Here is a 23625-nt window from a genome sequence, read left to right as displayed (position 1 = left end):
ATATTATTTTATTATTCAAGAGTTTTTAAAAAGGAAGATGGAGTGATTCCTGTTTGTTTTTTAAAAGCTCTTGAAAAAGCTGAAGCATTTGTGTATCCTACTTCCTGAGCTAAACCTTGTATAGAATACTTTCTGTATTTTTTATCGTTTTTAAGTTTTTCAATAATATAATCTATCTTAAGCCTAGTGAAATATTGCTTAAATGATTCTTGATGATGTTTGTTGAAAATAAAAGAAACGTAAGTTGAGTTAGTATTTAAACTCTCAGAAATAGTAGATACTGAAAAATTAGAACTTAGAAACTCTAAATTTGTATTGATATCTTTTATTTTATCTAAAATTTTACACTCAAGAACTTCATCAATATTATATTCTTTTTTTTCTGTTTCAAAAGGTTTTTGATTGTTGATTTTAGTTATTAATTTTTCTTTTTTCCTTTTTTCTTTTCTAAATAAAAAGAAAATTAGAGCAGTAATTGTTAAGAGCAAAATAAAAAAATAAATAATTAATTTAAGTTGTTTGTTGGCTTCAGTCTTCTTTAATTCTATATTTAATTGTTTGGCTTTATTAAAGCTATTATTGTAAAATAAATTGAAGGCTTTATCCTTGTTTTCTCTAGCTAAATTATACTGCTTAAGATTTAACTTAGAATATTTATATGCACTATCAATTTTCTGAATTTTATTGTACTGGTTTGATAGAATATCATACATAGTAATCAGCCTACTGGTTTTACAGTACTTTTTATCTTTTATTATTTTAGAAGCATAAAATATAGCAGAGTCTGAAACATTAAGGTTATGAAAACAAATAGATTTTTGAAAAAACTCACGATGTTTATAGTTGTACCCGTTACAAATGTTTTTATAATTATTGATTAATTTAATAGCTTCTTTATATTGCTTTTTAGCCATTAAAACATCAGTTTTCCTAAAGTTGTAGAATATCTCAGAATCTTTATGTATTGGTGTTAATAATTTTGAAGCTTTATAAGCTTTATTATAATAGTATGCAGCTGAATCTAATAATATACTATTTGTATTGAGAGCTTTATTATTTAATGAAATGTAAGTGTTACCAAGGCTGTTGTATAAATTGGCTTGCCATTGAATAAAAAAATTATCTTTTTGAAGATTTTTAAGAAAAGGGTTTTTAATTTCAGAAATTGAATTTAATAAAAGAACTTTAGCTTCATGATGCATGCCTAGCTTGTTTTTTATAACAGCTTTGCTAAGTTTTAAACCTAATTTATTTCTATAATTTAATTGATCTTTTACAGGGTGGTTAATTGTCAGGTTTTCTTGTTTAATAAGGATGGTATATGCTTCTTCATATTTTTCTTGATTTTTCTTAATCCAAAATAATCTATTCAAAGCAGTTATTTTTCTATTTAAAAGACAAGTCTTATTTAAAAGTTTATTTATTGAATCTACTTTATAAATAACTTTTGCAGCAATTTTTTCAGCTTCTACATATTTTTTTTCTCTATAGTAGCCATATGATCTACCAGTTTGTGCCTCTAGCTTTTTACAAATATTATTTGACTTTTCTAATTTATTACAATAAAAAAATAGGCTATCGGTATTTGTGTTTTTGAAAAAGTTAATTTTTTCTAAATTAATAGAATCTAGGCGTTTAGTTTGAGAGGTTACTTTTTTAGAAAAAAAAAGAAAAACGAAGATGAAAAAGAAAATATTTTTAGTCATTCTTAGTATACGATCTAATAATACTTTTTATGAAAAGCACATAAAATAAACTCAAAGATAATGCTTTTTATAAAAGGTGTGTTATAACATTTTTTAGACTTAGAAAAGAATGATATGTTTGTTCACGTTTCTATTTATAATACTAAATAGATACGTAAGAATAGGTGGGAGTTGCTATGAGAAAGTTGTTGTGAAAAAGAAAAAAAGCGGAGGTAAACCTCCGCTTTTTTTCTTTTGTAGAAATAAGTTGGTTTAAAATCTATTATTCAATAAGATTACTATTCTAAAAAGCAAAATAATAATACATTTGTTATAAATTATTATTTATGTACTCTAAACTACCAGAGAAAAGATATAACCATACCTTAGAATTTTTAAAAAAACATGTTCCTTCACCTGCAATTATTTTAGATTTAGGTGTACGTAACCCTTTTTCAGAAATAATGGAAGAACATGGTTATACGGTGTATAATACAAATGGAGAAGATTTGGATTTATTACCTGAGATAGTAAAAGAATATAAAGTAGATGTTGTAACGGCTTTTGAAATTTTTGAACATTTATTAGCTCCTTTTAATGTATTACGAGAAATAGAAGCTCAAAAAATAATAACAACAGTACCTTTAAAATTATGGTTTGCAAGTGCATATAGAAGTACTACTGATATGTGGGATAGACACTATCATGAGTTTGAGGATTGGCAATATGATTGGTTATTAGAAAAATCAAATTGGAAAATTATAGACACAAAAAAATGGACAAGTCCAATTAATAAAATAGGGTTCCGACCAATTTTAAGAAAATTTACACCTCGTTATTATGCTGTTTATGCAGAAAAAAAGGAAGAGCTGTGAGAATAGGAATGATTTTAGATAAAATATTTCCTCCAGATCCAAGAGTGGAAAATGAAGCAATTGAATTAATAAAGAAAGGGCATGAGGTTTTTTTATTTTGTCTAACATATACTAAAGAAGAGAAAGAAGAAGAAATTAACCAAATAAAAGTAAAGAGATATAAAAGTAATAAACTAGAATATAAATTATCAGCATTAGTTTATACAGTGCCTTTTTATACTATCTTAATGCAAAAAAAGATAAGTAGCTTTTTGAAGGAATTTAAAATTGAAGCAATTCATATTCACGATATGGTAATTGCAGAAGCAGTTTTTAAAGAAAACAAAAAAACAAGATTACCCGTTATTTTAGATCTACATGAAAATAGACCTGAAATTATGAAGTTTTATCCTCACTTAAAAAAGTTTCCGTCCAATATTATTATTTTACCAAAAAAGTGGAAGCAAAAAGAAGAAGCATTTATTAAAAAAGCTGATAAAATTATTGTTGTAACAGAAGATGCTAAAAAAGAAATAATAGAAAGAACAAAAATAAAATCAGATGCTATTGGAGTAGTACCAAATACAGTTAGAGCATCTTTTTATAACGATAATAAAGGTTTAGTTATAGAGAGAAATACTAAAAAAGATTTTATTCTATTATATATTGGAGATACTGGTGAAAGAAGAGGATTAAAAACTGTAATTAGAAGTATCCCTAAATTAGTAGAGAATATTAAAAATGTAAAGCTAGTAATAGTAGGTAAAATACCGAGCAATTTAAAAGAAGAAGTAACAAGTTTAAAAGTAGATAAATATGTGAAGTTTGAAGGTTGGCAGAAAGAATCGACATTTTTAAATTACATTAAAGATAGTGATATTTGTTTATCTCCTTTGCATAGAAACATTCATCATGATACTACTTATGCAAATAAATTATTTCAATATATGAGTTTAGGTAAGCCTTTGTTGGTAAGTAATGCTACCGCTCAGAAGAACTTAGTAGAAAAAATAAATGCAGGTTTAGTACATTCAGAAAAGAATGTAGAAGATTTTGAAAGTAAAGTTCTTGAGCTTTATAAAAATGAAATGTTAAGAAATAAGCTAGGGGAAAATGGAGAGAATTTTGTTAGAAATGAATTTACTTGGGATAAAACATCTAAAGAGTTAATAAACCTGTATAATACTTTATAATTTGAAAGTACTAATTATAACATATTATTGGGTGCCGTCTGGAGGTTCTGGAGTACAACGTTGGTTGAAGTTTGTAAAGTATTTACGAGATTTTGATATAGAACCACTAGTGTATACAGTAGATAATGCAAATTACCCGATTATAGATAGATCTTTAGAAAAAGATGTGCCAAATGATATAGAAGTTCTAAAGAAAAATATATGGGAACCTAATGATGTGTTATCACGTCTAAAGAAAAAAAGTACTAAAACAAGTGCAGGTTTTCTAAATCCAAACCCTACTTTTTTCGGAAAGATAATGCAATATATAAGAGCCAATTATTTTATTCCAGATGCAAGGAAATATTGGGTAAAACCTTCAGTTAAAAAAATAAAAAGTTATTTAAAAGAAAATCATATAGATGTAATTATAACTACGGGGCCACCTCATAGCTTACATTTAATAGGATTGCAGTTAAAGAAAGAACTAAATATAAAATGGGTAGCAGATTTTAGAGATCCATGGACAGATATCGATTACTTTCATCAATTACCATTAACAAAAACATCGAAAAGAAGGCATTTTAAACTGGAGAAAGAGGTTTTAAAAAAAGCAGACGCTAGTTTGGTAATAGGTAAAACAATGAAAAAAAACTACGAAGACTATTCAAAAAATATTCATGTAGTGACAAACGGATATGATACAGAGTTTGATGGAATAAAAGAAGTTAATTTAGATAAGAAACTCTCAATAACTCATATCGGGTTGATGAATTCAGATAGAAATCCTAAAATTTTATGGGAAGCATTATCTGAATTGTCAGAAGAAATTAAAGGGTTTCGAAACAATTTAGAGATAAAGTTAATAGGGAAATTAGCCAATGAAGTAATAGAAGAATTAAAAAAGAAAGACTTCAAAAATATTACAAGAATAGATTATGTAGCCCATAATGAAGTGAAAAAACACCAAAGGAATTCTCAAGTATTATTATTAGCAATAAATAAAGTGCCAAGTGCTAAAGGAATTATAACAGGAAAAATTTTCGAATATTTGCAAGCAAAACGTCCTATCTTAGCAATTGGTCCAGAAGATGGGGATTTAGCGGAAATTTTAGAGAAAACAAACGCTGGCTTTATCATTAATTTTGATGATAAAAATAAAATGAAAAGGGTAATTAAAAATATGTATAACAAATACAAAGACGGTAACCTAGAAGTATCATCAAAAGAAATAGAGCAATATCATCGAAAGGAATTAACCAAGCAATTATCTGAAATACTAAAAGAAGTAGTAAGCTCTTGAAAAAAATAGTAACCATATTAGGAGCACGACCTCAGTTTGTAAAAGGGGCAGTGTTAAGTAGAGTAATAAAGAAGCACAATGATTTTGAAGAAATAATAGTGCATACAGGTCAACATTTTGACACTAATATGAGCGCCGTTTTTTTCAATGAAATGCAAATTCCTAAGCCTAAATATAATTTAAATATTAACGGATTAAGTCATGGAGCTATGACTGGGCAGATGCTAGAGAAAATAGAAGAGGTATTAGAGGTCGAGCAGCCAGAAGTAGTAATAGTATATGGAGATACCAATTCTACTGTTGCTGGAGCTTTAGCAGCGAAAAAAATGAATATCCAAGTTGTTCATGTTGAAGCAGGATTACGTTCTTTTAATATGCAAATGCCTGAAGAAGTAAATAGAATAATTACAGATAGAATTTCAAATTTGTTAAGTTGTCCTACAAATACCGCTATTCTAAATTTAAAGAAAGAAGGATTTGATAATTTACCAATTGAAATAGAACAACATGGAGATATCATGAAAGATGCAGTAGAGTTTTATGGTAAATTCTCAGAAGGAAAATCGACTATTATTAGCGATTTAAAATTACAGAGAAATGAGTTTGTTTTAGCAACAATTCATCGTCAAGAAAATACAGATGATAAAGAGAAATTAAAAGAAGTATTCTCGGCTTTGGAAGAAATAAACAAATCAAAACAAGTAGTATTACCTTTGCATCCAAGAACTAAAAAGAAATTAGATCTTTACGGTTTAAAGCCTAATATAACTCTTATAGAACCTGTAGGTTATTTTGATATGTTAGAATTGTTAAAAAACTGTAGTTTAGTAATTACGGATAGTGGAGGGCTTCAAAAAGAAGCATTTTTCAATAAAAAATACTGTATAATAGCTAGAAAAGAGACAGAATGGATAGAATTGGTTAGTAGTGGTTATGCAAAGATAACCGGAACCAATTATAATAAAATGATAAAATCATTCAATGAGTTTTTAAAAGAAAAAAAAGATTTTCAAGAAAATTTATATGGAAACGATGTTGGAGAAAAAATATATCAGTCAATAAAAAAACTAATTCAAGAATAAATTGGGAATTGTATTTAGACAATCATTTAAGAACACTCTTATTATCTATTTAGGTTTTTTAATAGGAGGGATAAACACTATAGTTTTATATTCAAGATTTTTAAAAGACGAATATTATGGCTTAGCGATGTATGTATTTGCAGCATCTAACTTATTGTTGCCAATAGTAGCATTAGGAGTACATTTTACTATTATTAAGTTTTTTTCAGGATACAAGACTAAAAAAGAAAAAGATAGTTTCTTAAGTTCTATTCTTTTTCTTCCGTTATTAGTAGCATTTCCTATAGGTTTTTGTTGGGATTTTTTTCATAATCAAATTATGGATTTTATCTCAAGAAGTAATGTTGAAGGCAACTTGATTATAGAAAGTTATACTATTTATATATATATTATAGCTGTAGCTTGTGCTTATTTTGAAGTTTTTTATTCTTGGGCAAAAGTACAAATGCAATCAGTTTTTGGAAATCTGTTAAAAGAGTTATACAATAGAGTTGCTATAATGATTTTGTTATTTGCTGTAAATTTTGAAGTAATAACAAAGCAAGAGTTTTTGTATTATATGGCTTTAGCATATATATTAAGAACTTTATTAATGATGGTATATGCTTTTAAATTATATATGCCAAAAATAACGTTATCCTTCCCTTATAACTTTAAAGAGGTTTTACGATATACTTTTTATATAGTTTTAGCAGGAAGTGCGGGAGCAATTGTGTTGGATATTGATAAAGTAATGATACCAGGGAAAGATGGTTTTGCTACAGCAGCATATTACGGTGTTGCTTTATTTATAGGGACTTTTATTGAAGCACCAAGTAGAGCTATGGGGCAAATTTTGCAGCCATTAACATCTAAGTCTATAAATGAAAACAATGATAATGAGACAAAAAGTTTATACCAAAAAAGTTCAATAAACTTATTGTTAATTGGCGGGTTATTTTTTGTGTTGGTAAATTGTAATGTAGAAGAATTGTTTAGAATTATGCCTAATAAAAATTATGCAGAAGGAGGGATATTAGTAGTGTTATTAATCTCAATAGCAAAATTATTCTTAATGTCTTTAGGAAGTAATGGAGCCATTATTACAAATTCTAAATTTTATAGAATAACAATGCCAATAGGTATAGGTATGGCTTTTTTGGTGTATTATTTAAATATCTATTTTTATAGATATATAGGAATGGGTACAGAAGGTTTAGCATTGGCAACATTAATAACTATTTTAACTTTTAATGTTTTTAAGTTATGGTTTGTAAATAAGAAGCTAAATATGTTTCCTTACACAAATAAAACGTTGCAAATGTTATTAATAATTATAGTGATGTTTGTTATGTTTTATTTTTGGAATTTTTCAGTTCCAGAATTTTCTATTTTAAATTTTCCAATAGATCCTATAATCAATATTATTTTAAAGAGTCTTTTAATAATAGGGCTTTATATTGTTATTGTTGTTAAGTTAAATATATCAGAGCAAATAAATAATTTAGTAAAAAGATATATAAAATAAAAAAAGACTGTATTCACAAGGGAATAAGTCTTTATTAAGGGAAATGAAATAAGGGGTTATTTCATGTGCAAAGATAATAGGTGTTTTTAATATGTTGATTAACATATGTTTATAAATTGCAGTTTATAATGTTTTTTTTATTCGACTTAATTGTACGGGAGATATATTAAGGTAAGAGGCAATATGTTTTTGAGCAATTAAATTATCAATATCTGGAATTCGTTTTCTTAAAATTAAATACCTTTCTTTAGCTGTATGCATAGAGATATCTAGAATAATGTTTTCTGCTTTTAAATATGCATCTTCCAAAATTTTAATATAAAAAATGCTTAATTCATGGTGCCTTAAGGTTAGCTCTTTGAGTTTAAAAAAACTACCTTTATAGCCAGTTACTTTGGTTAAAGCTTGGTAATTTAATTCAGAAGGACAATTTTTCATCATAGCAGATGCACCACCAGTTGCTTGTCCGGGAGTAAAAAGAGCTCTGGTAGCTTCTTTACCGTTTTCTGTTTGAAGAAAAGATCTAACAATGCCAGTTTTAATAATAAAAAAGTCAGTAGGATATTCATTAGTTTTTATTAAAAAATCTAATGGATTAAGTTCGGAATACGAAACCAGATTTTCAAAAATAGAAATAATATTACTGGGTAAATCGGCAAACTGATAGAGAAAATGCTCAATATCACTTTTCATAAATATATAAATTAACAAGTTATCTCTATCGAGAGAAGATAAATTTAATGAAAATTATGAGATATAAAAAGGATAGACGCAAAAAATCAGACTTATATAAGGGGATAAGTCTGATTGCTGAAAAAAAACTTAATTAGGGGAATTTTTTTTCAAAATTGTAACTTGTTAATTACACTACAAATATATGTGGTGTTTTAGAGTTGTACATTAACATATGTTAATAAAATCTTATTTATAACTATTCTTTTTAATTCTACTTAACTGAACAGGAGTGATATTAAGATAAGAAGCAATATGATATTGATTAATTAAATTATCAATATTTGGAAGTCTTTTTTTTAAATTTTCATACCTCTGAGAAGCATCAAGCATAGAAAGTTCTAGAATTTTTCCTTCCTCTCTAATATATATGTGTTCTAATACTTTATAATGAAATATTGAAAGATCGTGGTGTTTTAAAGATAAATTATAAAAAGATTTATAATTACATTCTAAAACTTCACAATCTGTAAGGCATTGATAAATTAAATCTGAAGGTTTGTTAGTAATTAAAGCACCTAAATTTCCAGTGGTTGTTATAGGGACAAATATGGTTTTAGTGTATTCTTTCCCTTTTTCGTCTATTAAAAAAGACCTAACAACACCAGATTTTAAAATATAAAAATTAGTAGGAGTTTGATTTAAGTTGACAAGTTTATGGTCTTTAGAAAACTTTTTTGCAAACATTAATTGATTAAACTTATCAAAAGAACTCTCTGAAACTTTATCATAAAAGTTAAAAACAAAGCTTCTGAAAAAAGACATAAAAGAATGTATTAGTTTGAGTTATCTCAAATTTACATTAATTTTTTCTAAAAAACTAATAGCATTAGGCCCCTCCATAAAAAGTAAATCTAAGATAGATAAGTTAGGTATAAAGCCATATTTATCATCAAACATCTGTACATATGAATCCAATTCTATTTCAATACCTTTTTTAGCCAGAGCTAGATTTCTATGATCAATAACATTAGGCGTTATTTCATAATTCTCTGTTTTTGAAAATGAAGTATTCATTTGTAAAGCATCAGTAACAAATAAATGACTATCAATGTTTACATCTTGTAAAAAAGTGTATTTAGTGTTAAATATTTTAGATAAATCATCTTCAAAAAACTCGAAAAAAGGAGAAGTTCTATAGGCAGATTGTAATGATTTAAAATGCTGTTGTTGCCAAGGAAAATCATTTTCAACTATAGTATCTTTCGTTTTTTTTCTACCTTCTTTAGTTTTATGTTTTACAGGAATATTTAATGCTAATTTACCGTTAGCTCCATATATATAACAACGATTACGGTAAGTTTGTTTTTGATAATTGTCTTCAATTTCAAAAATAACCGAATTCGATTGATAAATTGCTGCATATTGTGAAATAGGAGCAAAATATGTTGGTATAAATAGTGACATTAAGCTTTCTTTTTGCCTTTTCTAAAACTATACCCTGTATAGCCAGCAATTAAAAGAATAACCAACCATAAATAAGAGGTAGGCTTACCATTACCACCAACTGTTGTAAACATTCTGTCCCAGCGGATTGATTTTATTTTAGCTCCAAAATCTAAAATAGAAATACTAGGATCCCAGCTTAACCAAATCATTACAGGTTTACCTACAACATGATCTATAGGTACATACCCCCAGTTTCTAGCGTCTAATGAGTTTTGACGATTGTCTCCCATCATCCAATAATAATCTTGCTTAAAAGTATATGTTTTTGCCTTTTTGCCATTAATGTAAATATCATTACCAAAAATAGTTAAATCATTATTTTCATATCTTCTAATAATTTGCTCGTAGAAAGGAATTGTATTTTCATTTAAATCAACGGTAGCTCCTTCTTTAGGGATGTAAATAGGTCCAAAGTTATCAGAGGACCAAGCATATTTTGGACTGTGGGGGAAAACAGATTTGTTGTAGAAACCCTTTGGGTGCATGTCTTTAGTAACCTTTTTTATTAGTGGGTTTTTAGATAGAGAAGCAGCTTCTTTATCAGTTAAGTTGAAGTAATAAAATGCACGATCATTAGACATTTTACCCTCTCCATTTTTATTGTATTCTTTTATAAGACTTAAAGGTAACTCTTCGCCATTTGTGTCTACTTTAAAATACCATTGAGGTTTAGCTCTTTCTGGTAATATAGTTTTTTTGCCATTAATAAATACATAACCATCTCTAACTTCTAAAGTATCTCCTGCAATACCAGTAGCTCTTTTAACATAATTGGTTCGTTTATCTATAGGTTTATACGTTGCCTTTCCAGATCTATCTCCCCACATTAAAGCTAATGTATCAGCAGGCCAGCTAAATACAACAATGTCATTACGTTTAATTTTCTGAAAACCAGGTAAACGCATGTATGGTAATGAAAGTTTGTTTAAAAATCCATCTTTATTTTTATCGTCAGATAAAAAAGATTTTTTACCTAGAACTGGAATTGTATCATGGGCCATAGGTGCAGCAACAACAGTATTTGGTACACGGGCTCCATAATGAAACTTACTAACAAATAAATAATCTCCAACCAGTAACGTTTTTTCTAAAGAAGAGGTTGGAATAGTATATGGCTGCATAAAATAGGTATGAACTAAGGTCGCAGCAATAATTGCAAAAGCAATAGAGCTTACCCATTCACCTAGAGCAGATCTAGGTTCTAAACTTCTATTCTCGATGTATTTCGCTTCAGTAGCATAATTAATATAGTAAATATACAAACCTAAAGTTACGATAGCTAAAATGGTGTCTTTTCTATCATTAAAACCAAAACTTCTACAGGTTTCTACCCAAATTATAGGAAACATTAATAAATTTACAATAGGGAAGAATAATAGAATTACCCACCATTTTGGGCGATTTATTATCTGCATTAAAATAACTGCATTATAAACAGGTATAGCAGCTTGCCATGCTTTTCTTCCAGCTCTTACATACAGCTTCCAAGTTCCTAAAAAGTGAATTACTTGAAGTATTAAGAAGAATATAAACCATTCAGTAAATGTCATAATGTATATATTTTGGTATCCTTTAAATAGGAGTAAAATTCAATAATATTTGTGTCTTTTTTCTGTGTTTGTTACGTAATTAACCTAAGTTTAACACATCTCTCATGGTGTAAACTCCAGTTTTATTAACTAACCATTCAGCAGCTACAACAGCACCTAAGGCAAATCCTTGTCTATTATGTGCGGTATGTTTAATGTCAATGGTATCAATTTCAGAATTATATGTTACTGTATGAGTTCCAGGAACTTCAGGAGTCCTTATAGCAGAAATAGCAATGTTGTTTTCTGAAGTTTTTTCATCTAGTACCCAAGCAGTTTTGTTAGAGTTTTCAATAATTCCATCGGCTAAAGTAATCGCAGTTCCACTAGGAGCATCTAATTTTTTTGTATGATGAATTTCTTCAATAGAAACATTATATTGATTTAATGCATTCATCATTTTAGAAAGTTGTTTGTTTAATTCAAAAAAAACATTAACACCTAAACTAAAATTAGAAGCATAAATAAAAGCTCCTTTTTTTTCATTACATAACTCAATAATAGAGTTGTATTTATCTAACCACCCGGTTGTACCTGAAATAACAGGAACATTGTTGTTAATACAATTACTTATATTACTATAAGCAGAAGAAGGTATACTAAAATCAATGGCTACGTCGGCATCAGAAATATTATAATCTTCTTTACCAGAAGTTTTAATTATAATTTTATGACCTCTTTGTAAAGCAATTTTTTCAATCTCTTTACCCATTCTACCATAACCAAGTAAGGCAATTTTCATTTTAAAAAGAATATTTTAAAGTTAAACCAACCTTTGGGGCTTCAATAAGCATTGGGTCAGATTTAATCATCGGATTTATAGATAAGCTATCATCAGTATCAAATTGTAGTAAATGTGCATTAACACTAGCTTCTACAATTTGTAATACGTATAATAAGACACCAGTTAAAAGAGATAAATCTCGATTTTTACTTAATGTTTTTTGTGCATTTTCTAATCCAGCAGTTGAAATGTTTGGGTTTCCGTTTAAACCATTGAATTCATCAGGTAAGCCTTGAGATCGCAATTTAAAAGCCGTTCTAAATCGATCATACCCATTGCTGTTATCAATGTAAAAGTAAATACTACTACCTATGGCAGCCCAAACAATAGGAGCTTTCCAGTATTTTTTATTATAAATTTGTCCTCCTCCAGGGAAAATAGCTGAATAAAAAGCAGCTTTAGATGGAGAAAGAGGATTGTATTTGTCACTTCCTAATTGTAATTGTTTGGCCCTAATTAATGTAGAATCTTTTTGAGCAAATGAAATCTGACTAAAAGAAAGACTAAAAAAAACGAATATGATAAGTCGAATATTCAATTACTTTAAAAGGTTTTTAATACGATTAAAATCTTCTTCAGAATGAAAAGGAATAGAAATCTTTCCTTTTCCACGATTGTTAACGCTAACGTCAATTTTATGACCAAAATAGTCGCTAATATCTTTTACACTATCCGCAACAAAATTAGGTAAAGCTTTCTTTTTAGACGCTTTCGCAACTGTGCCAGCTTTTAAGTTTTTAACTAATTCTTCAGTTTGGCGAACAGATAATTTTTCACGAACTATTTTCTCATAAATATTTAACTGATCAGAATTACTGTCAACATTTATAAGCGCACGACCATGTCCCATAGATATAAAACCATCACGCATTCCTGTTTGGATAATAGGATCCAGTTTTAATAAACGTAAATAATTGGTAACAGTAGATCGTTTTTTACCTACACGAGTACTTAATTGTTCTTGGGTTAATTTAATTTCATCAATTAAACGTTGATAAGAAAGAGCAACTTCTATAGGATCAAGGTTTTTACGTTGAATATTTTCAACTAATGCCATTTCTAGCATTTCTTGATCGTTAGCTAAACGAATATATGCAGGAACTGTTTTATTACCTATTAATTTAGAAGCTCTAAAACGACGTTCTCCAGAAACTAGTTGAAACTGATTGCCAGATAATTTACGAACAGTAATGGGTTGTATAACACCTAGTTCTTTAATTGAATTGGCTAATTCTTGTAAAGCTTCTTCATCAAAATAAGTCCTAGGTTGATATGGATTTACATCTATCGAATTAATATCTAATTCAACAATAGTACCTACAAGTTTATCTGCATTTTTATCTTCTGCTGAATTTACTTCTGCAGTTTCTTTTAATAAGGCTGATAAACCTCTACCTAAAGCCTGTTTTTTTGTTGCTTTTGCCATTTACAATAATTATGCGTTTTTATTTATAATTTCGTTCGCCAAATTTAAGTAATTTACAGCACCTTTACTCGTAGCATCGTATGAAATTATACTTTCACCATAACTAGGTGCTTCACTTAAACGAATATTTCGATGCACTATTGTTTCAAAAACCATAGAGCTAAAGTGTTTTTTTACTTCTTCAACTACTTGATTAGATAGTCTTAAGCGAGAATCAAACATCGTTAATAATAAACCTTCAATATCTAAATCAGGGTTGTGTATTTTTTGAACACTTTTTATAGTGTTTAATAATTTACCTAATCCTTCTAAAGCAAAATATTCACATTGAATAGGGATAATTACAGAATCTGAAGCAACTAAAGAGTTTAAAGTAATTAAACCTAATGAAGGAGCACAGTCTATTAAAATATAATCATAGTCATCCTTAATCTCTTGTAAAGCTTTTTTAAGCATGTATTCTCTCTCTTGCTTATCAACTAATTCTATTTCAATAGCCACTAAGTCAATATGAGCAGGAATTAAATCCACATTAGGAGAATCAGTTTTTAAAATAGTATCTTTTACAGATGTGGTATGTTCTAAAACTTGATAAGTACCTAGTTCAATACTTTCAACATCTAAGCCTAAGCCAGAAGTAGCATTTGCTTGGGGATCTGCATCAATTAATAATACTTTATTTTCTAAAACACCTAATGATGCTGCTAAGTTTACTGTGGTAGTAGTTTTACCTACTCCACCTTTTTGATTTGCAATTGCTATTATTCTACCCATTATAATTTAAAAAGTTTGAAAGAGGTAAATTTACAATTATTTATCATTTTTAAAAGGGAAAGATGTTAACAAATGTAATTGCTTGACTTTGTGGGGGTAAAAAAGAAAAAGCTACAAAAGTCAATTTGTAGCTTTAATATATGTATATAATTTTATTATCCGTTAAGCATTACAGGCATCACTAGCATGGTAACTAATTCTCCCTCTTCTGTACCGTCAATAGGAGTTAAAATACCAGCCCTATTTGGTAAACTCATTTCAATTAAAACGTCGTTAGAATTTAAATTATTTAACATTTCGCTTAAAAAACGAGAGTTAAATCCAATTTGCATGTCATCTCCTTGGTAATCGCAATTCAAACGTTCGTCAGCTTTATTAGAGTAGTCTAAATCTTCAGCAGAAATATTTAATTCAGTTCCTGCCATTTTTAATCGAATTTGATGTGTTGTTTTACTAGAGAAAATAGAAACACGACGAACAGAGTTTAAAAAAGAAGCTCTATCAACAGTAAGTTTGTTTGGGTTTTCTTTAGGTATTACAGCTTCATAATTAGGGTATTTACCATCTATTAATCGACAAACTAAAACAGCATTTTCAAAAGTGAATTTAGCATTAGTTTCATTGTATTCAATAACAACATTATTGTCAGATCCTCCTAAAATTCCTTTTAATAAATTTAAAGGTTTTTTTGGCATGATGAATTCAGCAGATTTATCTGCAGTAACATCAGTACGAGTATATTTTACTAATTTATGTGCATCAGTAGCAACAAAAGTTAACTCTTTAGAGTTAAATTGAAAAAAGACACCGCTCATTACAGGTCTTAAATCATCGTTACCAGCTGCAAATATTGTTTTTGAAATAGCTGTGGCTAAAATATGTGAAGGTATTTCAGTACTGCTAGGAGAAGGTAATTCAACAGCTTTAGGAAATTCTTCACCACTAAAGTAAGCCATGTCATATTTACCTTGTTCAGAAATAATTTCAATAGTACTATCACTTTCAGCCTTAAAAGTAAGAGGCTGTTCAGGAAACGTTTTTAAAGTATCTAGTAATAAACGAGCATTAATTGCAATAGCACCAGAATCAGTACTTTCAACTTCAACAACAGAAGTCATTGTCGTTTCAAGATCTGATGAAGATACTTTAAGTTCATTTTCAGTTAGTTCAAAAAGGAAGTTGTCTAAAATAGGTAATGTGTTATTGCTATTTATAACTCCTCCTAAAACTTGTAGTTGTTTTAATAATTGAGAGCTAGATACGATAAATTTCATTTAGTATAGTTTCTATTTATTAGATTTACAAATATATCTTAATTTGATGATTTTAAAAAGTATTTTTTTAATTGTTAAAAATGATTAATTAAATTGATAATTTAATTGTATTGAACCATAAAAATTAGAGTTTGGAACTCTAAGACTTTTTAATTTTTTTGTGTGATAATGAATTGCATAGCCAAAGTTAAAACGATTGGCTGTAAAACGAATTCCTATTTCAGAAGAAAATTTAAAAGGTTCTAGTTCAAAAGTAATTGGACTACTGTTGTTTAAAAAGCTGCCTTGAATAGTAGCATCATAAGCAATATAGCTAAGTATTGGTTTTATGTATAAAAAAGACTCGATTTCATTATTAAAGTTAGTCTTATTATTGTTTAAGTTGGCGTTAAAAGCAATAGAGTTTGTGTTTTTTTGAAGAGGTTTAAGACCGATACGAAATAAAAAACCAGTTGAAAAATCAGTGTAAATAGTCCCAATTCTAACTTTATTTACCCAGTTAATATCTAAATTGTTAGAGCTATTTCTTATTAGATGTTTTATATATTTTCCAGAGAGGTTTAAAGCAAAAGCATCAGTAATTTGATATTTCCATCCAATAGCTTTTTTGTATCCATAGATGTCATGAATAAAATCTTGAAGTTCCTTGCTAAAAGCGGAAGGACCTAAAACTCCAATTTGTAGAGAAGTTTTTATAATAGATTCGTTTTTATAAAAACGATTAATTCCAAAGTTACCAAATAAATAACCCGCAAAAGGACGATCATGATCCCCATGAGAGTTAACAGTAGCTTTAAAAGGAGTATACATATGATGACCTAATTGAATATCATATATTTTCTTTTCTAAGTTTTTGTTTTCATCATTACTAAGATATCTGTAAGTTAAAAGTATTCCATTAGTATAATATCTATCTTGATGAGTAGAAATAAAAAGATCGTTGTCGTTTAAAAAGCTAAATTCTTTAGAATATTTTCGTTGGGAATAAAAATTCAAAGAAAATAAGATTGATAAAAAGAAGATAAAATTTTTCATAACTGCGAATATCGTTTTATTTTAGCAAAATAGGGGTTAAATTATTGCTAATTATAACATGTTTTTTAATGAAAGAAAAGCCAAAACTTACAATTACTGATTTTGAAAACATCTCAACAAATGAAGAATTGTTGACTATAATTAAGAAGAAAAAAATTTCAATTGAGAAAGTAGAAATTAAATTAGAATATGAGAAAGAATTAAAGAAACTTCAGGTTGAATTAGTGAAATTGCAACAATGGGTAGCAAAAAATAATAAGCGAGTGGCTGTTATTTTTGAAGGAAGAGATGCTGCGGGAAAAGGAGGTAGTATTCGGCGTTTTATGGAACATTTAAATCCTAGGTCAATGCGTTTGGTGGCATTAAATAAGCCTACAGAAGTAGAGAAAGGACAATGGTATTTTCAACGATATATTAAAGAGTTGCCAAACCCAGGAGAGATTGTTTTTTTTGATCGTAGTTGGTATAATAGAGCAGTTGTTGAGCCGGTTATGGGGTTCTGTACAAAAGAGCAGTATAAAACATTTTTAGTGCAGGTTCCGGAATTTGAGCATATGTTATATGAAGATGGTGTAACAATTATAAAATTCTGGTTGTCAATATCTAAAGATGAACAGTTGCGAAGGTTTGATGCTAGAAATGATAATCCTTTAAAGCGATGGAAGTTTAGTCCGGTAGATAAAAAAGGGCAAGAACTGTGGGATAAATACACATTTTATAAGAACGAAATGTTTAGTAAAACACATACAACATATAGTCCTTGGATAGTAGTGAAAACTAATAATAAAAAGAAAGCAAGAGTTGAGTGTATGCGACATGTGTTATCTCAATTTAATTATGAAGAAGTAGAGGGGGTAAAAACAGTATCAAATCCAGATCCTAATATAGTAATGCGTTATTATCGCTCAGCAAATCATTTAGATTAAATATGGAAAAATTAACGCAAAAAGATGTAAATAAATTAAATACAAATAGAGGTTTAAAGGCAGTTTTGTCTAAGCCTTTTAATTTAGAGCGTGCATTACGTTATGTAGATTATGAACGTAAATTAAAAAAATTACAAGTAGAATTAATCCGATTGCAAACGTGGGGGATTAATAATAATGAACGTATTATTGTTATTTTTGAAGGAAGGGATGCAGCAGGAAAAGGAGGTGCAATACGTAGGATTACAGAGCGAATTAATCCTAGGCATATGCGAATAGTTGCGTTACCAAAACCTAATGAAGATGAAAAAACTCAATGGTATTTTCAGCGTTATGTAGAGCAATTTCCAAAGGCAGGAGAAATAGTTTTTTTTGATAGAAGTTGGTATAATAGAGCAGTGGTAGAACCAGTAAATGGTTTTTGTACACAAGAGGAATATCGGGTTTTTATGAATCAAGTAAATGATTTTGAAAGAATGATTTTGGAATCGGGTATTAGGTTGGTGAAAATATATATGTCAATTAATAAAAAAGAACAAGCAAAGCGCTTTAAGGATATAAAGAATAACCCATTGAAGCAATGGAAAATGACGCCAGTAGATAAAAAAGCTCAGGAATTGTGGGATGATTATACAGAGTATAAAAGAGCAATGTTTTCAAAGACTAATACGAAAATATCGCCATGGAAAGTAATTCGGGCTAATAGAAAAACAATAGCACGAGTTAATGTAATAAATCATGTATTAAAAAGTATACCTTACGATAAAAATACAGAAGTTTAAATTATAGCTGATTTTTAATCATTTCAAAGATGTAGAATATTTCTCCAGCAATTTGTTGGCTAGAATTTAAATAAGCTTCATCCGCTAAATTAGTGTTGTCAGAAATTTTAGGATCAGAGAAAGGTAAGTGGTAACGGGCAATAGCATCAGGAATAAAAGGGCATTTTTCGTCGGCGCTATCACAAGTGGTAATAGCTATATATGGAAAACTGTTACTTGGGTTATCATAAGATTTTGAAAAGCCTAAAATAGATTTTTTAGTTCCTTTAAAAGAGATTAAATAACGAGGGTTTTGGTGAGAAAAATCAATGATATTAAAGTCGAAACCAGTTTTTTGTAAGCACTTTACGGTATTTCTATGAAAGGCGGTGGTTTTAGTTCCGCCAGAATAGGTAAAAATGTTATTTAAGTTAAAATATTCTGTAGCATAAAAACTCCAAACTTGTGCTAGTTGACTTCTTCTTGAGTTATGAGTACAAATGAAGTTCAAGTTAATTTTTTCTCTATCCTTGTATTCTTCAATAATAGTATGAACAATGTTGTTTAATAAGTTTATGCGTTCATTACTAATAATAGTCTCTTTTCTCGCCTCTTCAAAAAAAGTTTTTGTACTAATATTTTTAGTCTTTATCATTTATTTACAGTTCTTTTGTAAAGTATAATTATGTGCAAAAATACACTGTAAATCTCTTTAAGAGAATTAAGTAAAGGTTAAGAATGTGTTTAGAAATAGGTAATAAAGTAGCGGTTTTGGATGCCGATATTAGAGGGGTAATAATAAAGAAGGAGGAAGAGCAATTTATTATTAAAGATATAGAGGGGATGGAGTATGCTTTTTTAGCGTCGGAATTGGTGAAGATTAATGTGGAGCAAAACGAACTGAGCAAATATATAGATATAAACAATCCATTATTAAGGGAGAAAGTTAGTCAGAAAAATAAACAGAAAAAATCAATTTTTATAAAGGATAAAAACGAAGTAGTTATGGAGGTTGATTTACATATAGAGAAAATAGTGAAGTCTGTAAGAGGAATGGATAAGTATGATATTTTGTATAAGCAAATTCAGTTAGCAAAACAGAAAGTTGAATATTGTGTTTCAAAAGGAATATCAAAATTAGTGCTGATTCATGGAGTAGGAGAAGGAGTTTTAAAAAGTGAATTGGAGTATTTGTTGAATAATTATAATGTAAGGTATTATGAGGCGTCTTATCAAAAATATGGACAAGGAGCAACAGAGATTTATATATATCAGAATGTAAATTAAATGTAATTTTGTAAAATGAAAAATGTTTATTTAGATAATGCAGCAACAACACCAATGTTGCCAGAGGTTGTTGAAGTAATGCGACAATCAATGATAGATAATTTTGGGAATCCATCGTCAACACATCAGTTTGGTAGAAAGGCGAAAGCAGGGGTGGAGACAGCGAGAAAGAATATAGCAAAACAGTTTAATGTCTCGGCAAGTGAAATTTTTTTTACAGCAGGAGGTACGGAGGCAGATAATTTAGTGTTGTATAATGCGGTGCTAAATATTGGTGTAACAAAAATTGTAACATCTAAAATAGAGCATCATGCAGTTATACGTACAATTGATTATTTGAAAAGAACATACAATATTCTAGTAGAATATGTGAAGGTAGATAAGAAAGGAAATGTGTGTTTAGGGGATTTAGAAGAAGTGTTGAAAGAGTCAAAGGAGAAAACTTTGGTGAGTTTAATGTATGTAAATAATGAAATAGGTAATTTATTGCCAATAAATAAGGTGGTGTCTTTGTGTAAGGAATATAAAGCATATTTTCATTCAGATACAGTGCAAGCAATAGGGCATTATAAAATAGATTTAAAAAATACACCCATAGATTTTATAGCAGCAAGTGCACATAAATTTCATGGACCAAAAGGAGTTGGTTTTGTGTATGTGAAAAAAGGAATTCCATTACAGCCAATATTGTATGGAGGAGAACAAGAAAAAGGAGTAAGATCTAGTACAGAAAATGTACATGCGATTTTAGGAATGGAAAAAGCATTGGAGATTTCTTGTGAAAATATGCTAAAAGATAAAAAGTCTATAGAAGAGGTAAAAAAATATTTGATAAATAAATTAAAAGAACATTTTGTAAATGTTGAGTTTAATGGAGAGTCATTAGATATAGAAAAAAGTAGTTATACAATATTAAATGTACGCTTTCCTGTGAAAGAAAAAATGTTGTTATTTAATTTAGATTTAGCAGGGGTTGCTGTTTCAGGAGGAAGCGCATGTCAGAGTGGAGCAAATAAAGGTTCTCATGTACTAAGTGCATTTTTGTCAGAAAAAGAATCGGAAAATACATCAATCAGATTTTCGTTTAGTAAGCTAACAACAATTGAAGAAGTAGATTTTGCAATAGAGAAAATAAAAAAAAGTATAAAAGGTTAGATGGAGCTTTTTAAGAGTTTTTTTTGGTTTCTGCATAAAAACCCCTATATTTAGAAAAAATAACCGTTTAAATAGTTTTAAAATGAGAGTTTGGTATTTGTTTTATTTATAACACTTGTTGGTCTTATTTAATTTTTCTATGCAGTGACTTTTTGTAAAAAAAAGTGTCTAAAAATTTGAAAAGTAGTATTTATAATTATCTTTGCACTACTTACAGTTGTCCCCCCAAACTATGAATATTAATATTTTAATGTATTGATATTGTTAGTATTGGGGATTTTTATATTCTCAAACATTTTATAAGAAAATTAAAAAAGCCCAAATAAAATTTGGGTTAAGATTATATATATAATAATATGAGGAAAAATTACCCCGACACCCTAAAAAATAGTTCCCTGTTTTTTGTGTTTTTATTATTCTTATTCTCAGGAAGTACGTTTGGTCAAACTTGTACTGATTATACGGTTAACCCATCTACAAATATTCCAGATGCAAATTTTACTTATACTATAGTAAATCAAGCTATTGCTGATAGTTTTACTTTAACAGATGTTAATGTATTAGTTGATATAACGCACACATGGAATTCAGATATTGATATGTTTTTGCGGCATCCTGACGGGACATTTGTAGAGTTATTTACAGGTGTAGGAGGTAGTGGTAGTAATTATTCAAATGTTACTTTTGATGACGAAGCAGCTTCTGCTGCTCCAGGCGGAAATGTGAATTTATCAGGATCTTATCAGCCAGAAGGGGATTTGTCAACTTTAGATGGTAAGAATTCATCAGGAACTTGGTCTTTGTATATTAGAGATACTGCAGGTGGTGATTTAGGTGTATTAAATACATTTACATTAAATTTATGTCAAGCTACCGTTGTTGTAGACCCATGTACAGCTGGAGCAATAGTAGGAACTCCTACTGCTAATGATCCTGATGGTGATGGAATTAATAATGAATGTGATTTAGATGATGATAACGATGGTATCACAGATACAGAAGAATATTGTACAAATGCAACAACGGCACTATTACCTTCTACCAATGCAGGAGGTGATCGTCAAGTAACAGTAAATCATACAGACACAGGTTTTGCTAGGTTAGATTTAACAGAGTTAGATAACTCTTTTCAAATGACTGTTAATGGAACACCAGTACATCCATCTATATTAGAATTTGAAAATGGAGCACTAGGTGGAGGAGAGGTTTATTTTCGCTTTCAATCAGATAATGCATTTATAACAAGTCCATGGGATCCAAACGTTAATGGTTTACCGCGTTTAAGATTAACAATTGATGAATCAGGAGTAATTACATTACTAGGTTCTCGAACTACAACATCGACAACGTTAGAAACAATGGTAGCTCAAGATGGGACACCATTTAATACGATTACTTGGACACCTTTAGCAAATAATACTTTCATAATTATAAATCAAACTGGCCCAGGACCAGAAGAATTGCAAGGAAGTTTATTAGCAAGTAATATTTGTGATACAGATGGAGATGGAATTAGTAATGAGTTAGATTTAGATTCAGATAACGATGGAATATATGACATAGTTGAGTCAGGAGTGTTAGCTATTGGAGGCGTTTCAGATGCGAATAATGATGGTAGAATCGATGGAGCTAGTACAGGAGGAGGAGCAAATGGATTATTTAATGCAATAGAAACAAATGATACATTTGGTGCTAATTTAAATTATACCGTTTTAGATTCAGATTCAGATGGAGAAACAAACCCTTTTGAAGTAGATTCAGACGCAGATGGTTGTTTTGATGCTATAGAAGCAGCAGGGAGTTTTGTAGCTGCTGATTTAACTTCAGGAAGACTTTGTGCTTCTTCAGGATGTGTTAATGCTAATGGAGTTCCAACAAATGCTGGAAGTCCACAAGCTACTGCGACAGCAGTAACAATTGGAGATGTTATTTCTAGTATACCAATAACACCTAGCCCAGCTTCAGTATGTGAAGGAAGTAATATTACATTAACAGCAGCACCTGTAGGATTAAGAAATGGAGCAAGTGCTATTCCTGCTGCAGATTATATTTATAGTTGGTATTTAGGAGCGAGTACAACACCATTATCAAATTCAGCACCTTATAGTGGAACAAGTACAGCCTCATTAACAATAACAAATGCAACAACAGGATTGTCAGGAAATAGTTATCGAGTAGAAGTAACTACTATAAATAATAGTTGTTTAGAACAAGATAATATAGCAATAACAGTTCAGGCTTTACCACCAAGCGCAGGTACAAATGGAACTTTAGAAGTGTGTCCTGGGGATACCCCAACAAATGCTCAATTATTTGCAGCATTAGGAGGAAGCCCAGCTGGAGGAGGAACTTGGAGTAATGTAGGCTTAGTTTATACGTATAGGCAGTCAGCTACAAATCCATGTACAGTAGATAACACAGCTACTGTAACTGTTACAGAAGTTGATACGACTAATCCAACGATCAGTGCTTGTCCATCAGCAGTTACAGTAAATGTAGATGCAGGAACTTGTACTGCAAGTGGAGTAAGTTTAGGAACTGCGCCAACTGGAACAGATAACTGTGGAGTACCAACGATTACGAATGATGCACCAGCAACGTTCCCAATCGGAGCTACTACGGTAACTTGGACATCAACCGATGGAGCAGGAAACACAGCAACTTGTACACAAACAGTAACAGTTGTAGACAATATCAATCCAACGATCAGTGCTTGTCCATCAGCAGTTACAGTAAATGTAGATGCAGGAACTTGTACTGCAAGTGGAGTAAGTTTAGGAACTGCGCCAACTGGAACAGATAACTGTGGAGTACCAACGATTACGAATGA

22 protein-coding genes are annotated in these 23625 nt (G+C 29.5%); 10 read left to right on the top strand and 12 right to left on the bottom strand.

Features of this window, described 5'->3' with window-relative positions; all coding sequences use genetic code 11:
- Positions 1–11: 11 nt before the first annotated feature.
- Positions 12–1706, bottom strand: coding sequence for a helix-turn-helix domain-containing protein (locus Q0881_RS09855; RefSeq protein ID WP_299159577.1), 1695 nt, complete (start codon positions 1704–1706; stop codon positions 12–14).
- A 326-nt stretch (positions 1707–2032) separates the two neighbouring features.
- Between Q0881_RS09855 and Q0881_RS09850 the strand changes: the two genes are divergently transcribed.
- From Q0881_RS09850 to Q0881_RS09830, 5 genes are read left to right on the top strand one after another with little or no spacing between them, the layout of a single operon-like run.
- Entirely contained in the window at positions 2033–2560 is a 528-nt protein-coding gene (locus Q0881_RS09850; protein WP_299159568.1) for a methyltransferase, read from the top strand.
- The gene (locus Q0881_RS09845) at positions 2557–3732 is read left to right on the top strand and encodes a glycosyltransferase family 4 protein (protein ID WP_299159565.1); all 1176 of its coding nucleotides are present in this window, start codon (positions 2557–2559) and stop codon (positions 3730–3732) included. The genes Q0881_RS09850 and Q0881_RS09845 overlap by 4 nt, the downstream gene beginning before the upstream one ends.
- A 1-nt stretch (position 3733) precedes the next feature.
- Positions 3734–5014, top strand: coding sequence for a glycosyltransferase family 4 protein (locus Q0881_RS09840; RefSeq protein WP_299159562.1), 1281 nt, complete (start codon positions 3734–3736; stop codon positions 5012–5014).
- Complete coding sequence (gene wecB, locus Q0881_RS09835; RefSeq protein WP_299159560.1) at positions 5011–6096, top strand: UDP-N-acetylglucosamine 2-epimerase (non-hydrolyzing); 1086 nt, start codon at positions 5011–5013, stop codon at positions 6094–6096. Before Q0881_RS09840 ends, wecB begins: the two co-directional genes overlap by 4 nt.
- A gap of 1 nt (position 6097) precedes the next feature.
- Positions 6098–7603: an oligosaccharide flippase family protein gene (locus Q0881_RS09830; protein WP_299159558.1), complete on the top strand. Its 1506-nt coding sequence runs from the start codon at positions 6098–6100 to the stop codon at positions 7601–7603.
- Between the two features lie 123 nt (positions 7604–7726).
- On the opposite strand, the gene Q0881_RS09825 is transcribed toward Q0881_RS09830, so the two are convergent.
- From Q0881_RS09825 to Q0881_RS09780, 10 genes are all read right to left on the bottom strand, one after another.
- Positions 7727–8296, bottom strand: coding sequence for a Crp/Fnr family transcriptional regulator (locus Q0881_RS09825; RefSeq protein ID WP_299159556.1), 570 nt, complete (start codon positions 8294–8296; stop codon positions 7727–7729).
- 228 nt (positions 8297–8524) lie between these two features.
- Positions 8525–9100 carry a Crp/Fnr family transcriptional regulator gene (locus tag Q0881_RS09820; protein WP_299159555.1) on the bottom strand — a complete coding sequence of 192 codons (576 nt, stop codon included), beginning with the start codon at positions 9098–9100 and terminating at the stop codon, positions 8525–8527.
- Positions 9101–9121: 21 nt separating this feature from the next.
- The gene (locus Q0881_RS09815; protein ID WP_299159552.1) at positions 9122–9742 is read right to left on the bottom strand and encodes a WbqC family protein; all 621 of its coding nucleotides are present in this window, start codon (positions 9740–9742) and stop codon (positions 9122–9124) included.
- Complete coding sequence (gene lepB, locus Q0881_RS09810; protein WP_299159549.1) at positions 9742–11334, bottom strand: signal peptidase I; 1593 nt, start codon at positions 11332–11334, stop codon at positions 9742–9744. Before lepB ends, Q0881_RS09815 begins: the two co-directional genes overlap by 1 nt.
- Before the next feature lie 79 nt (positions 11335–11413).
- On the bottom strand, positions 11414–12115 hold the full coding sequence (gene dapB / locus Q0881_RS09805; RefSeq protein ID WP_299159546.1) for a 4-hydroxy-tetrahydrodipicolinate reductase: 702 nt from the start codon (positions 12113–12115) through the stop codon (positions 11414–11416).
- Between the two features lies 1 nt (position 12116).
- Positions 12117–12695 (bottom strand): DUF5683 domain-containing protein, encoded by a 579-nt coding sequence (locus Q0881_RS09800; protein ID WP_299159543.1) that lies wholly within the window; start codon positions 12693–12695, stop codon positions 12117–12119.
- A complete protein-coding gene (locus tag Q0881_RS09795) occupies positions 12696–13583 on the bottom strand; it encodes a ParB/RepB/Spo0J family partition protein (protein ID WP_299159540.1) in 888 nt (295 codons plus the stop codon).
- A gap of 9 nt (positions 13584–13592) precedes the next feature.
- Positions 13593–14357 (bottom strand): AAA family ATPase, encoded by a 765-nt coding sequence (locus tag Q0881_RS09790; protein WP_299159537.1) that lies wholly within the window; start codon positions 14355–14357, stop codon positions 13593–13595.
- A 155-nt stretch (positions 14358–14512) separates the two neighbouring features.
- Positions 14513–15631, bottom strand: a complete 1119-nt coding sequence (gene dnaN / locus Q0881_RS09785) for a DNA polymerase III subunit beta (protein WP_299159535.1) — start codon at positions 15629–15631, stop codon at positions 14513–14515.
- A gap of 84 nt (positions 15632–15715) precedes the next feature.
- The gene (locus Q0881_RS09780) at positions 15716–16666 is read right to left on the bottom strand and encodes a lipid A deacylase LpxR family protein (protein WP_299159533.1); all 951 of its coding nucleotides are present in this window, start codon (positions 16664–16666) and stop codon (positions 15716–15718) included.
- Between the two features lie 68 nt (positions 16667–16734).
- Between Q0881_RS09780 and ppk2 (Q0881_RS09775) the strand changes: the two genes are divergently transcribed.
- Together ppk2 (Q0881_RS09775) and ppk2 (Q0881_RS09770) are read left to right on the top strand one after the other, a co-directional pair.
- Complete coding sequence (ppk2, locus tag Q0881_RS09775) at positions 16735–17592, top strand: polyphosphate kinase 2 (RefSeq protein WP_299159531.1); 858 nt, start codon at positions 16735–16737, stop codon at positions 17590–17592.
- Positions 17593–17594: 2 nt separating this feature from the next.
- Positions 17595–18374, top strand: a complete 780-nt coding sequence (ppk2, locus tag Q0881_RS09770; RefSeq protein WP_299159530.1) for a polyphosphate kinase 2 — start codon at positions 17595–17597, stop codon at positions 18372–18374.
- 1 nt (position 18375) lies between these two features.
- Here ppk2 (Q0881_RS09770) and Q0881_RS09765 read toward each other — a convergent pair whose 3' ends face one another.
- Positions 18376–19008, bottom strand: a complete 633-nt coding sequence (locus Q0881_RS09765; RefSeq protein ID WP_299159529.1) for a hypothetical protein — start codon at positions 19006–19008, stop codon at positions 18376–18378.
- An 83-nt stretch (positions 19009–19091) separates the two neighbouring features.
- On the opposite strand from Q0881_RS09765, the gene Q0881_RS09760 reads away from it, so the two are divergent.
- From Q0881_RS09760 to Q0881_RS09750, 3 genes are all read left to right on the top strand, one after another.
- Complete coding sequence (locus Q0881_RS09760) at positions 19092–19640, top strand: Smr/MutS family protein (protein WP_299159527.1); 549 nt, start codon at positions 19092–19094, stop codon at positions 19638–19640.
- 15 nt (positions 19641–19655) lie between these two features.
- Positions 19656–20795: a cysteine desulfurase family protein gene (locus tag Q0881_RS09755; protein WP_299159526.1), complete on the top strand. Its 1140-nt coding sequence runs from the start codon at positions 19656–19658 to the stop codon at positions 20793–20795.
- A gap of 356 nt (positions 20796–21151) precedes the next feature.
- A partial coding sequence (locus Q0881_RS09750; RefSeq protein WP_299159525.1) for a proprotein convertase P-domain-containing protein occupies positions 21152–23625 on the top strand: 2474 nt, incomplete at its 3' end.

The organism is uncultured Tenacibaculum sp. (assembly GCF_947494125.1).
Taxonomy (GTDB): Bacteria; Bacteroidota; Bacteroidia; order Flavobacteriales; family Flavobacteriaceae; genus Polaribacter.
The sequence above is the reverse complement of the archived record's forward strand: the minus strand, read 5'-3'. Positions and strand labels throughout refer to the sequence as shown.